Raw genomic sequence first — 13,427 nt, 5'->3', positions numbered from 1 at the left:
ATTTTTTGTTTATGAGATATAATAATAAAAAACACTAATTATTTAAATAGTTAATTTAAAATAATAGAATTTATATAAATTCATTTTGGATATAAATATAAGTAAAAGTGCATTAAAAAAGGTGGTGAAGTTATGCAAGTATTTGCGATAGGTCACTCTAATTATCCAATTGAAAAGCTTATAGATATGTTAAATCAATACAATATAAATTGTGTTGTAGATATTAGAGAAACTCCATATTCTAGGTATAATATTCAATACAATAGAGAAGATTTTTGTAAAACTTTAAGAAAAGAAGGATTTATATATATATACATGGGAAAAGAATTTGGAGCTAGGAGAGGATCAAAAGAATCTTATAATAGAGAAGGATTTGCTGATTTTGAGAAAGTAAGCAAAGAAGATATATTTAAAAAGGGGATAGAGAGAATAAAAGATGGGTGTAAAAAAGGATATAAAATTGCTCTTTTAGGGGCAATGCAAGATCCAATCAGATGTCATAGGAGTATATTAGTTGGAAGAAGATTAAATGAAAATGGAATAAATGTGAAGTATATACTACACGAAGGAGATGTGGCCGAACAAGAGGATATAGAAAATCAACTTTTAGATAAATATTTTAGTGAAAGAAATCAAATAACCATAGATAGTTTAATTGGTAATAGCATGTCTAAAGAGGACATGATAAATGAAGCATATAGGCTAGCAAATAAAGAAATTGGATATAGAACGGAAGGTATATCTAAATAAACAATAAAACCATAATAATGTATATAGAATTATTTTTTTTAAAAAAGTAAAAAAATAGATTTTATCAATAGGAATAATCTTTAAACACCTTAAATTCCTATTGATAGAATCTATGGAATGTAAATAATTACATATATTTTATATAAACGTATTATATATTATTTTGATGATAATTTACTAAGCATATCTGATGTCATCTTACTTAAATTATGTTCGAACTTAAATCCCCATTCTGCTACTGCACAAGATGAATCTATAGAATTAGGCCAAGATTCTGCAATAGATTGACGTATAGGGTCTACATTATAGCTAAGCTCAAATTCTGGTATATGTTTCTGAATTTCAGATCCGACTTCTTCAGGAGCAAAGTTCATAGCGGTTATATTAAATGCATTTCTATGAACTTATTCATTATAAGGATTTTTAAAATATAAATTTATAAAATATTTATAGAAAAACTAAATTTGTTATAAAAGGTAAATTTTTTATAAAAAATATTTTGTATTATGGACAGCTATACAAAAATATAGTACATTGTATACATAGGCAACAAGAAATGACATAAGATGATATATGCATTAGGAACGGACATAAAAAATTGACATTTAAGAATTTGACATAAAAGGAGGAGCTATACTTAATGCTCCTTCTAAATATAGAATTATAACTATAAAAATACTAACCCCCCTTAAATAGTATTTGATAAAAATTTTAATAGCCCTTTAAAAAGACTGTAACGGAAACAGTCTTTTTTTGTTATAAAAATTATATTTTCTTAAGATATAAGTTTAATTGATAAAGAGATTTTTATATCCTAAATTGTTAATTTACATAAGGAAAATTACCTATGGTTCACTAAGTAACTGGAAGTAAGCCTCTCTCTTTTGCACCTAAGTAATAACTTGCCTCTAGATTTGCTAGCTAGTTTATGTTAGTATGGTTAAAATGCATTTTTGATATTCCTTTTGTTGATTTTAATTGATTAACTAAGCTTATCATAAGCGTCTTTTTTGATTATTAATATGTTATAGAATTGTATTAAGGTATTATATTAACATATAATTTCGTTAATGGATATATCAAAAATGATGGTGTTGTAACTTTGAATAATAAACTACTTTATAAGCATTGTGGAATATGATAATGCAGATAATTACTTAATAAAATTTTTATAAAATATAGATTATAATATATATTGGAATTTAGTTATATAGAATAAGAGATGAACCTTAAGCTAAAGGATATTAGTTTATATAATCTACTGTAAACTTAATATCTAAAATTACTACAGAATTAATTGATAAAGCTCAATTAAAGAACATGGACAAGTTAGTTAATATGTTAGAAGGTGATTATGCTCAAAGTTGTTTGATACAACTAGAAAATAGCTGAATGACTTAAGATTATAGTAAAAATAAAACACCTGGAAACTATGAAGTATAGAATAAACCTATATAGGGTAGCTTTTAGATGTTTTTTATATGCATCAAAAGGAGAATGACATAATGGTCTATAAAAAGAAGAAAAAAAGAGTGATGAAGAAGAATGTTAAATATTCTATTATAGGCGTAGCGGCTATATTAGGTATAGGTTTAGTAGCCATATTGGGGAAGCATACAATGTCTGGAAATAAAGGGGATGAATTAATATCTAAAGAAAATTTAAACTCAAATGATCCAACTATAATTAGTTTAGTAGAAGAATCAAATGAATATCCAAAAGTAAAAAAGATATTAAATAATATAGATTTATATCCTAAGGATTTATTAGATTTAGCAGCTAAAAAGCCTGAAACTATAGATTTTGTTTTAGATTATATCTATAATGATTCAAAAACAAGTAAAAAAATATCTGTAAAAGATGATTACAAAAAAGGTGAAATACCACTTTTCCTTCAATGGGACGAAAGATGGGGATACGATAAATATGGTTCAAACTTTATTGCAATTGATGGATGTGGACCAACTTCTTTAGCAATGGTTGCGGTAGGTCTTACAGGAAATACAAACATAAATCCAAAGGCAGTTTCAGATTTTGCTTATAATAGCGGGTACTATGTAGAGGGCATAGGCTCTAAGTGGAGTTTAATGACTGATGGAGCAAGCAACTTTGGACTAAAGGGCAAAGAAATACCTTTAAGTAAAGAAGTAATTATATCTACTCTTAAAAAAGGAGAGCCAATAATAGCAACTATGGGTCCAGGAACATTTACAACTCAAGGACATTATATAGTCTTAACTGGCGTAGATAAAGATGGAAATATAATAGTGAATGACCCTGATAGTAAAGAAAAAAGCAATAAAACTTGGGATATAGATATTTTCATGAAGGAAACTAAGGATTTATGGAAGTTTAGTGTAGCTTAAAACTAATAAAAATTTATAAAATTTAAATGAATTGTTTTGGATGATGAGTTAATTATTTTCAAAACAGTTCATTTTTTCATAACTTCATTTGATGTTTTTCTACTAGAGTTACTATAGCTAATTTATGTTAATATAATTAAAATACATTTTTGACCATCCTTTTGTTGATCTTAGTCGGTTACCTAAGTGCATCATAAGTGTCTTTTTTATTTATATATTTATCTGATTTAATTATACGATTCAGGTACTATAAAAAACTTCAATGAGATAATATTACAATTATTATAGATAAAAAAATACGCCAAAATAAAATTTAAGTCATTTTGACGTATTATCTATGAATTGAATAATATAATATTAATTCATAGATTGATACCTAAGATATATAATATTTTTAAGATTTTATATTTATTTTATTTTTTCTTTATCCCATATAAATAATTTATCAGGATTATTTAAAGCTCCAAATATGTTCTTTTTTGAACCTGGCATTTCTTTATTTAATCTTTGGACAAGTTCTTTTATATTTTGTCTATTAGTATGACCATCGGCAGGGCAAGGATTCTCTATAACTGGATAGTTATATTCTCTTGTGGCCTTTTTTGTCATATATTCTTCTATATAAATCATAGGTCTTATTATTGTTAAATCTTGTTTATCCATAACCGTCTTTGGAGAAAAACAGTTAACTCTTCCTTCATATAGCATAGACATTAAAAATGTCTCTATTGCATCATCTTTATGGTGCCCAAGCGCAACCTTAGTACATCCTAGTTCTTTAGCAGTACCATTTAGCGCACCACGTCTTAAGTTGGCACATAATGAACATGGATTTTTCTCTTTTCTTATATCAAATACAATTTCTTTTATATTAGTTTGAACTTCATGAAATTCTACATCTAAATCTTCACAAAGTTTGTATAATGGTGAATTGTCTACACCACCAGGGTTTAGCGTTATTGCAATCAATTCAAACTTTTGAGGTGAGAATCTTTGATAGTTTTTCAGTATGTGAAGTAATGTTAAACTATCTTTTCCTCCAGAAAGTCCTACTGCTATTTTATCGTTATCTTGTATCATATCAAAATCTTGTATAGCCTGACGAGCTTTACTAAGAAGTTTTTGCATAGTCATATTTGTGTCCTCCATCAAAATTTAATAAACTTAAGATTTCTTAAGAATTACTTATAAGTTATTTAAAATCTATCTTTTAAAATAAACCTATGAAAATTCACTACAATTTCATTGAAAATGTAGTAGTTAAGGTTAAAAGGAGAAGATAGATTATGAAACAATTTAGGGTTATAGTACCCATTATAATAATAGTAGCAGTTACAATTATTTTAGTAAAAATATTAATGCCAGGAAAAACATCAACACAAGAAAAAATATTAAATAAAAGTAACTCAAATATTATAACAAACACGCTATTAGTAAACAATGATAATAAGTTAGATGAAAACTATAAACCATATAAAAGTGATGTGCCAAACATTCCTTTTATCGATAATGCAACTAATGAAGAAAAACAAATGGAAGAGGTTGCGTCAAAAGCAGTAGAGGAGTTATTTAAGCAAGCAAAAGAAGAAGGAATTAATTTTTTAGGTACATCAGCGTATAGATCTTATGCAACTCAAAAAGATATATATACTAAAAAGGTTATTTCGGATGGACTAACAAAGGCTAATGAATATGTGGCTAAGCCAGGTAGTAGTGAACATCAAACTGGATTATGTATAGACGTGACTAATGAAGATAGATGGTTTGTAGGTAGTACGAAAGAAGCTATATGGTTAGCAGAGAATGCTCATAAATTCGGGTTTATATTAAGATACCCATTAGGAAAAGAAGATATAACAGGTAAGTCATATGAACCGTGGCATATAAGATATGTAGGGAAAGATGTAGCTAAAGAAATATATGAAAATAATTCTACATTAGAAGAGTATACAGCTAGTAAAAATTAATTAAATTAAATCAATAAAAGTATATTATAATTGTTTTATGTGAAACATTAACGAATAATGTAGAATTATTATATAAAAACGAATTATATAGATAGGAATGATGGAATTTGAAAAATAAAGTACTTGTAGTAGATGATGAAAAGGAAATTAGAAATCTTCTTGAAATATATTTATTAAATGAAGGATATGATGTAATAAAAGCTGAAGATGGAATAGAAGCCTTAAATATATTAGACAGAGAAGATATACAATTGATGATACTAGATATAATGATGCCTGGTATAGATGGAATAGAAGTTTGTAGAAGGATAAGAGAAAAATTAGATATTCCTATATTAATACTAAGTGCTAAATCTGAAGATATGGATAAAATTCAAGGTATAATGACAGGGGCAGATGATTATATGACAAAGCCTTTTAATCCATTAGAACTTACAGTTAGAGTGAAATCATTACTTAGAAGAGCGTATTATTTTAATAATAAATCAAAATATAGTCGGGATATAATAACAATAGAAAATTTAAATATAGATAAAAGTAAACATAAGGTTACTGTTGGAGAAATTGAAATACCTTTAACATCTAGGGAATTTGATATTTTATATCTATTAGCTAGTAATAAAGGGCGTGTATTTAGTACAGAAGAAATTTTTGAAAAGGTATGGAAAGAACAATACTACCAATCTAATAACACTGTGATGGTTCATATAAGTAGGATAAGGGAAAAAATAGAAAATCATATAGATGATAAAATAATACACACTGTGTGGGGGGTAGGATATAAAGTTGAAAAATAAAAAAATTTTGTTTGAATATGCTTTTAAGCCCATAATATATTTTATAATTAGCTTAGTTATAGGCGGTAGCATAATAGGTATTATTTATTTTAAATTAATAGATATGTATATGAATAGTTATGCGAAAATTCCCCAAGTAATTATAAATGTAGTAAACGAATTTTTATATGCAAAAAATAATTATATAGGAGATTTAATTTATATAATACTAATTCTACTAATAACAATACCTATATATATTATATTTATGAAGAAAAAGATTGAGAGTATAAGTGAAATTATAAATACAACTAATATTATGGCTAATGGTGATTTAAATCAAACTATACAAGTTGTATCAAAAGATGAAGTTGGACAATTAGGAAACAATATTAATAGTATAGTTTCACAGTTGAGAAATATAACAATAGAAGAGAGAAGAGCACAACAAACTAAGACAGATTTAATAACAAATGTCTCACATGACTTAAGGACACCTTTGACATCTATAATAGGATACTTAGGTCTAATAGAAGATGATAGATATAAAGATGAAGTTGAACTTAGATACTATACGACGATTGCATATGAAAAATCTAAAAGCTTGAGCATTCTTATAAATGATTTGTTTGAACTTACAAAGATGCAAAATAATACTATAAGCTTAGATAAGATTGATATAAATTTAGTAGAATTATTAGGACAAATAACGGAACAGTTTAAATATGAATTTAAGCAAAATGATATAAAAGGAAGAACAGATTTTTCTGAAGATAAATTAATAATAAATGCAGATGCTAATAAGTTAGTAAGGGTATTTGAAAATTTAATAAGCAATGGGATAAAATACGGTAAGGATGGGGGATATATAGATATAGTAACAAGAAAACAAGACAATATGGCTATAGCCCAAATTATAAATTATGGAGAACAAATACCTTCTTCAGACTTACCTCATATATTCGAACGATTTTATAGAGTAGAAAAATCTAGAAATAGAAATGATGGTGGATCAGGACTAGGACTAGCTATAGCTAAAAATATAGTAGAGTTACATGGGGGAAACATCAAAGTTGAAAGTAATAGTAGCAGAACTATTTTTGAAGTAAAGCTTAAATTAATATAAAATATTTAGAAATTTAATAAAAAATTAATTTAATAAATAAAAATATCATGTAAAACTTGATAATATATCCTTATTATGAAGTATAATATTATCATATAAAAAATTTAAGTATCGGAGGGAATTAAAATGCAAAAAGTAGAAAGTTTTAAACTAGATCATACAAAAGTAAAAGCACCTTATGTTAGAAAGTGTTGTTTATTAAATGGAGAAAAAGGAGATATGGTAAGTAAGTTTGATATAAGATTCTTACAACCAAATGCAGAAACATTTGGAACAGCTGCTATGCATGGTTTAGAGCATTTATTAGCTACTTATTTAAGAGAAACAATAGATAACATAATAGACTTATCTCCAATGGGATGTAGAACAGGATTCTACTTAATAGTATGGGGAGATGTAGAACCAGCAGTTATAAAAGAAGGATTAGAAAAAGCATTAAAGATGGTTTTAGATGCTAAAGAGATACCAGCAGCTACTGCTGTAGAGTGTGGGAACTACAAAGATTTATCTCTATTTGGAGCACAAGAATATGCTAGAGAAGCTTTAGAAAAAGGATTCTCACTAAATATATATGGAGAATAATAAATGAGAATTGACTTTTCGCAATCCATAGATATAGATAAAAATGAAGTATTAAGATATCTAGAGTACAAAGGTCAAGAAATAAATGAAAATCTTCATAATATAATTGATGAATGCATAAAAATAACTAAATCAACAATAAACCCTCGATATATTTTGAGGGTTTATCCTATATTAAGAGAAGATAACAAACCATATGGAGATAATGTATATATAAAAGGAAGTAATTTAACATTAAAAAGTAGAGATTTATATAATTTGTTAGATAGTTGCAGTGAGTGTATAATAATGGCTACAACACTAGGAATAGAAATAGAAAAAGAAATAAAAAAGCGTTCTTATAATGAATTAAACAAAAGCATAATATTAGATGCTTGTGCTACCACAGCTGTAGAAGAGTTGTGTGATAGACTACAATTGGAAATACAAGAAAAATTAATTAATACTAATAAATTCATAACATCAAGATATAGCCCAGGATATGGGGACTTACCAATAGAAAAAAATAGAGAAATAATAAATCTATTAAATTGTCAAAAAGAAATCGGTTTGACTATAACTGAAAGTGGAATAATGATTCCAAGGAAGTCTGTTATAGCGATAATAGGAATATCAGAAGATAAAACAATTCAAAGCTTTAAATCATGTTCAAAATGCCAAAATAACAAAAATTGTAAATATAAAAAAGGGGATGACAGAGATGAATGTAAGAGATTTTATAAAAGATAATATATTAATATTTGATGGAGCTATGGGAACAATGCTTCAACAAAAAGGTTTAAAAATAGGGGAAAATCCAGAAATATTTGGATTTGAAAATCCAGATAAACTTTTAGAAATACATAAATCATACCTAGATGCAGGGTCAAATGTAATAACTACAAATACTTTTGGTGCTAACGAGCTAAAATTAGAAAAACTAGGGTATACTGTAGAAAAAATAGTAGATAATGCAGTAAAAGTTGCTAAAAAAGCTATTAATGAATCACAAAATATTAATAATAAATTTGTAGCACTAGATATGGGACCGATAGGAGAAATGTTAGAACCTATGGGAACACTAAGTTTTGATAGGGCATATGAAATATTTAAAAGACAAGCAATACAAGGTGAAAAGTCTGGTGCAGATTTAATAATAATAGAAACTATGATGGATTTATATGAGGCTAAGGCAGCAGTATTAGCAGCTAAGGAAAATACTAACTTACCTGTATTTTGTACTATGACCTTTGATGAAAATGGGAGAAGTTTTACTGGGTGCCTTCCAGAAAGTATGGTTTTAACTATAGAAGGATTAGGAGTAGATGCTGTAGGTGTAAATTGCTCTTTAGGGCCAAAGCAGCTTTTACCAATAGTAGAGAGAATAGCTAAGATGACAAAGGTGCCGGTAGTGGTTCAAGCTAATGCAGGACTACCAAATATAGTGGATGGACAAGCTACATATGATGTAGATGCAGAGGAATTTTATAAAGGTGTTAAAAATTTTGTAAAAGTAGGTGCATCAATAATAGGAGGATGTTGTGGAACAGATCCATCTTTTATAAATAAAATATCTAATAATCTAGATGAATTAAAAAAGGTAAATGTAGAGAAAGTAAATAAATGTTTTGTATGCTCACCATCAAAGGTTGTAGAAATAAAAGCTCCGACTGTTATGGGAGAAAGATTAAATCCAACAGGGAGAAAAAGTCTTCAAGATGCAATAAAAAATAGAAACTTTGATTACATTATAAACTTAGGTTTAGAACAAATAAATGGTGGAGCTGAAATATTAAATGTAAACGTAGGAATACCTAATATAGAAGAAGAAAAGTTTATGCCTATGGTTATAAAAGAAATTCAATCTGTTATAGATACTCCTCTTCAAGTGGATTCATCAAATATAGATGTCTTAGAACAAGGTCTTAGATATTATAACGGTAAAACTATAGTAAATTCTGTGAATGGAAAAGAAGAATCCTTAAGTAAAATACTTCCGATAGTAAAAAAATACGGATCATGTGTGGTTGGACTTACTTTAGACGAAAATGGAATACCAAAAACGGCAAAAGGAAGATTTAATATTGCTAAAAAAATAGTAGATAAAGCAATATCTTATGGAATAAATAAAGAAGATATATTTATAGATTGCTTATCACTTACAGTTTCAGCGCAGCAATCAGAGGCCATGGCGACTATAGAATGTATAAAAATGATAAAAGAGGAATTGGGAGTTAAAACTATATTAGGTGTATCAAATGTATCTTTTGGTGTACCAAATAGAAAAGCTTTAAATAGTACTTACTTAACTATGGCATTAGCAAATGGACTAGACTTACCAATTATAAATCCAAATGAAGATAGCATGATGGAGGTTATAAACTCTTTTAAAGTAATAAAAAATATAGATAAAAATTGTATAAATTACATAAGTAAATATGCAAATGTTGTAAATAATAAAGATATCAATACAAGACAAAATAATAAAGAAAAATTATCAGTAGAACAAATAATAGAAAGAGGACTTAAAGAAGAAATAAAAGAAGTAATACCAAATATTTTAAAAAGTCAATCAGAAAATGAAGTAATAGAAGAAATACTTATACCTACACTAGATAAAATAGGTAAAAAATATGAAAATGGTGAAATATTCTTACCGCAATTAATACAATCGGCAGAGACTGTGAAAGTAGCACTGGATATTCTAAAAGTAAGTTTACAAAGTAAAAGTGAAAGTATAGAGCAAAAAGGAAAAATTATAGTAGCAACTGTAAAAGGAGATATACACGATATAGGTAAAAATATTGTAAAGATAATGCTTGAAAATTATGGGTATGATGTCCTAGATTTAGGGAAAGATGTTGATATTGATGTAATTGTTGAAGAGGCTAAAAATAGAAATATAAAACTTATAGGATTAAGTGCTTTAATGACAACTACAGTTAAAAGCATGAAAGAAACAATAGAAGCAATAAGAAAAGAAGGACTAGATGCGAAAGTATTTGTTGGTGGTGCAGTACTTACTAGTGAGTATGCAAAAGAGATTGGGGCAGACTATTATTCTAAAGATGCGAAATCATCTATAGAAATAGCAAAGACAAATTTAAGATAAAATATAGGGGGTATTTTAACCTCCTATTTTATTAAAATATGACAAAAAAAGTGTAAAAATTTGCATAATTGACATTAAAACGTAAAATCTATAGAAAAAACTCATAAGAATGTGATAAAATAGGAAGGTGATTCTTAGGGAGGTTTAAACAAAAATGATAGACAATAGGCAACCTTATGCGTTAGTTTTCGGAGTATCAGTTTTTGATATCTGCGGGTTTACAAACAATAATTATAGATGTAATGATTCTAATCCAGGTAAAGTTAAGACTTCTTTCGGAGGAGTTTGTAGAAATATAGCTGAATGTATGGCTAGAGTAGGTGTAAATACAAGATTTATCTCTATATTAGGAGATGATGAGACAGGAAAAAGAATGTTAGATCATTCTAAAAAGATGAACTATGATATGAGCGAGTCTCTAATAATAAAAGGAGGGCACACTCCTACATATATGGCTATCTTAGATGAACAAGGTGAGATGGTTTCTGCTGTAGTTGATATGAACATAATAGACATGTTTACTACAGAATTTATAGACTCAAAAGCGGAAATAATAAGAAATGCCGAGTATATGATACTAGACTCAGATAGACCTGATATAGTAGAATATATAATACAAAACTTTAGTAAAGATACTAAACTTATATTAGATCCAGTTTCAGCAGCAAAGGCTAAAACAGTTAAACACTTAATAAAAGGGTTCCATACTATAAAGCCAAATAGATATGAGGCTGAAATAATGTGTGGATTTAAAATACACAATGATGAAGATTTAAGAAAAGCTGGTAAATATTTTACAGACTTAGGTATCCAAAACGTATTTATAACATTAGATGAAGATGGTATATACTACAACAATGGGCAAGAAGAAGGTAAAATTAAGGCTAATGATGTAAAAGTAATCAACGTTACTGGTGCAGGAGATTCTTTTGTAGCAGGTATAGCTAATGGTTATATGAATAATATTAATATAGTTGATACTGTAAAATATGCAATAGCTATGTCATCTATAACTATAGCAACAGAAGAAACTATTCATCCAGATATGAGCCACGAGTTAGTTGAAAAATATATTAACAATATAGAGTGGACAGAAGTAAAATATAGTAAATAGAAATTTACTATATTAAAAAAATTATGTATAATTAAGTTATAAGTTAATCTGCAAAATGTAAGATTAATTGATATAAAATATTTATCGTCGACAACCAAAAAACATCTAGGGTTATATTTTGTAATCCTAGATGTTTTTTATTATCTATAGATAATAAATAGATAAGACAGTAAACTTATTATAATATTTACTATTATTTTTATATAACCTTAAAAAGAGATGCTAAGCCTAACTAGCATCTCTTTTATTTAATAGGTATTAAATTAGAAAGCCCAGTTTCCATCTTTGAATACTTGAATTTCTTCACCATCGTTAGTTATACCAACGATATCCATATCAGCTGAACCTATCATGAAGTCAACATGAGTTAAACTTGTGTTAACACCATATTTATCCATTTCCTCTTCTTTTATAGAATCTCCATCTTTTATACAAGTCTTGTATGCAGATCCTAATGCAAAGTGACAAGATGCATTTTCATCGTATAAAGTGTTGAAGAATACTATATTAGTGTCTGATATAGGAGATTTAAAAGGAACTAATGCAACTTCTCCTAAGTAATGAGAACCTTCATCAGTGTCTATTAATTTACCTAGTGTCTCAGCACCTTTTTCAGCTGTGAAATCTATTATTTTTCCATCCTTAAATGTTAAAGAGAAGTTATCTATAACATTTCCACCATAAACAAGTGGTTTCGTGCTATGAACTACACCATTAACTTTAAATTTGTGAGGCATAGAGAAAACCTCTTCTGTTGGTATATTTGGGTTGAAGTTAACACCATTAGGGTCTTGAGATGCACCGCTTAACCAAATATGCCCCTCAGGTAATTCCATAGTTAAATCAGTTTTTGCTGATTTAAATTTTAATGTTTTGAAGTTTTTATCATTTAAGAAATTCATTCTTGTTTTTAAGTCATTGTTGTGATTATTCCAAGCTTCTATTGGGTCTTGACCAGAAACTCTTGAACACTTAAATATTGCTTCCCATAATTTTTCAACAGCTTCTTCTTTAGAAACATCAGGGAATATCTTAGCTGCCCAAGATTCAGTTGGTACAGATACTATACTCCATTTACATTTGTCAGATAGAGTGTAAGATCTCCATTCCTTTAAAGCTTGTGCAGATGCTTTTTGGAAGTTAGCGACTCTTTGAGGATCTACATTTTTTAATAAATCAGGGTTTTGAGCATATATAGTTAAGAAAGCTCCCCCTTCTTTTGCTATATCAACATATTGTTCTGAAGTCCACTTAGGGAATTCGTTAAATGCTTCTTCAGGTGCATTTAAGTATTTTATTAAAGTACATTCTTCATCAGACCATTCTATATGTACATTTTTAGCTCCAGCCTTATAAGCATGCTCAACAACTTTTCTAACAAAAGGAGCACATTCGATAGGCGATCTAACAAGTAAAGTTTGGTCAGCTTGTATATTAACTCCAACTTTAACAGCTAACTCAGCATACTTATCTAAATTTCTTTCAAATTCCATAATTTGAACCTCCTAAAATTTTAATAAAATTATCTTATTAAGATAATTATAGTTTATTCACTGCTAACTTAATAATACTAAAAAAATAAGGGAATTACATAATTTTACTATAAAAAAATATTTATAATATATTTACAAAAACAGAAAATTGGAAACAGTTTT

General features: G+C 27.7%; 12 protein-coding genes. 9 read left to right on the top strand and 3 right to left on the bottom strand.

Annotation, left to right across the window (positions count from 1 at the left end; genetic code table 11):
* Positions 1-132 precede the first annotated feature (132 nt).
* Positions 133-750 (top strand): DUF488 domain-containing protein, encoded by a 618-nt coding sequence (locus ABHC41_RS10050; RefSeq protein ID WP_195238378.1) that lies wholly within the window; start codon positions 133-135, stop codon positions 748-750.
* Positions 751-908: 158 nt separating this feature from the next.
* Here the strand turns inward: ABHC41_RS10050 and ABHC41_RS10045 are convergent, their stop codons facing one another.
* Positions 909-1,124, bottom strand: a complete 216-nt coding sequence (locus ABHC41_RS10045) for a hypothetical protein (RefSeq protein ID WP_195581688.1) — start codon at positions 1,122-1,124, stop codon at positions 909-911.
* 1,131 nt (positions 1,125-2,255) lie between these two features.
* Here ABHC41_RS10045 and ABHC41_RS10040 point away from each other — a divergent pair.
* Positions 2,256-3,116 carry a C39 family peptidase gene (locus ABHC41_RS10040; protein WP_271893740.1) on the top strand — a complete coding sequence of 287 codons (861 nt, stop codon included), beginning with the start codon at positions 2,256-2,258 and terminating at the stop codon, positions 3,114-3,116.
* Positions 3,117-3,524: 408 nt separating this feature from the next.
* Here the strand turns inward: ABHC41_RS10040 and ABHC41_RS10035 are convergent, their stop codons facing one another.
* Positions 3,525-4,250: an ATP-binding protein gene (locus tag ABHC41_RS10035; RefSeq protein WP_330405538.1), complete on the bottom strand. Its 726-nt coding sequence runs from the start codon at positions 4,248-4,250 to the stop codon at positions 3,525-3,527.
* A 152-nt stretch (positions 4,251-4,402) separates the two neighbouring features.
* Between ABHC41_RS10035 and ABHC41_RS10030 the strand changes: the two genes are divergently transcribed.
* The 7 genes from ABHC41_RS10030 (at position 4,403) to ABHC41_RS10000 (ending at position 11,772) form a co-directional block, all read left to right on the top strand.
* Positions 4,403-5,083: a M15 family metallopeptidase gene (locus ABHC41_RS10030; protein WP_195581686.1), complete on the top strand. Its 681-nt coding sequence runs from the start codon at positions 4,403-4,405 to the stop codon at positions 5,081-5,083.
* A gap of 107 nt (positions 5,084-5,190) precedes the next feature.
* Positions 5,191-5,880, top strand: a complete 690-nt coding sequence (locus tag ABHC41_RS10025; RefSeq protein ID WP_195581685.1) for a response regulator transcription factor — start codon at positions 5,191-5,193, stop codon at positions 5,878-5,880.
* Entirely contained in the window at positions 5,870-6,985 is a 1,116-nt protein-coding gene (locus ABHC41_RS10020) for a HAMP domain-containing sensor histidine kinase (RefSeq protein ID WP_195581684.1), read from the top strand. The genes ABHC41_RS10025 and ABHC41_RS10020 overlap by 11 nt, the downstream gene beginning before the upstream one ends.
* 126 nt (positions 6,986-7,111) lie before the next feature.
* A complete protein-coding gene (locus ABHC41_RS10015) occupies positions 7,112-7,567 on the top strand; it encodes an S-ribosylhomocysteine lyase (RefSeq protein WP_092921587.1) in 456 nt (151 codons plus the stop codon).
* Between the two features lie 3 nt (positions 7,568-7,570).
* Positions 7,571-8,296, top strand: a complete 726-nt coding sequence (locus tag ABHC41_RS10010) for a vitamin B12 dependent-methionine synthase activation domain-containing protein (protein WP_195581683.1) — start codon at positions 7,571-7,573, stop codon at positions 8,294-8,296.
* On the top strand, positions 8,268-10,658 hold the full coding sequence (locus ABHC41_RS10005) for a homocysteine S-methyltransferase family protein (RefSeq protein ID WP_195581682.1): 2,391 nt from the start codon (positions 8,268-8,270) through the stop codon (positions 10,656-10,658). The genes ABHC41_RS10010 and ABHC41_RS10005 overlap by 29 nt, the downstream gene beginning before the upstream one ends.
* Before the next feature lie 154 nt (positions 10,659-10,812).
* On the top strand, positions 10,813-11,772 hold the full coding sequence (locus tag ABHC41_RS10000; protein ID WP_092921581.1) for a carbohydrate kinase family protein: 960 nt from the start codon (positions 10,813-10,815) through the stop codon (positions 11,770-11,772).
* Positions 11,773-12,035: 263 nt separating this feature from the next.
* Here ABHC41_RS10000 and ABHC41_RS09995 read toward each other — a convergent pair whose 3' ends face one another.
* Positions 12,036-13,265, bottom strand: a complete 1,230-nt coding sequence (locus tag ABHC41_RS09995; RefSeq protein WP_092921577.1) for an aminopeptidase — start codon at positions 13,263-13,265, stop codon at positions 12,036-12,038.
* Between the last annotated feature and the right edge of the window lie 162 nt (positions 13,266-13,427).

Origin of the sequence: Romboutsia sp. 1001216sp1 (assembly GCF_039841805.1) — a bacterium.
In the GTDB taxonomy this organism is placed as follows: Bacteria; Bacillota; Clostridia; order Peptostreptococcales; family Peptostreptococcaceae; genus Romboutsia_C; species Romboutsia_C hominis.
The sequence above is the reverse complement of the archived record's forward strand: the minus strand, read 5'-3'. Positions and strand labels throughout refer to the sequence as shown.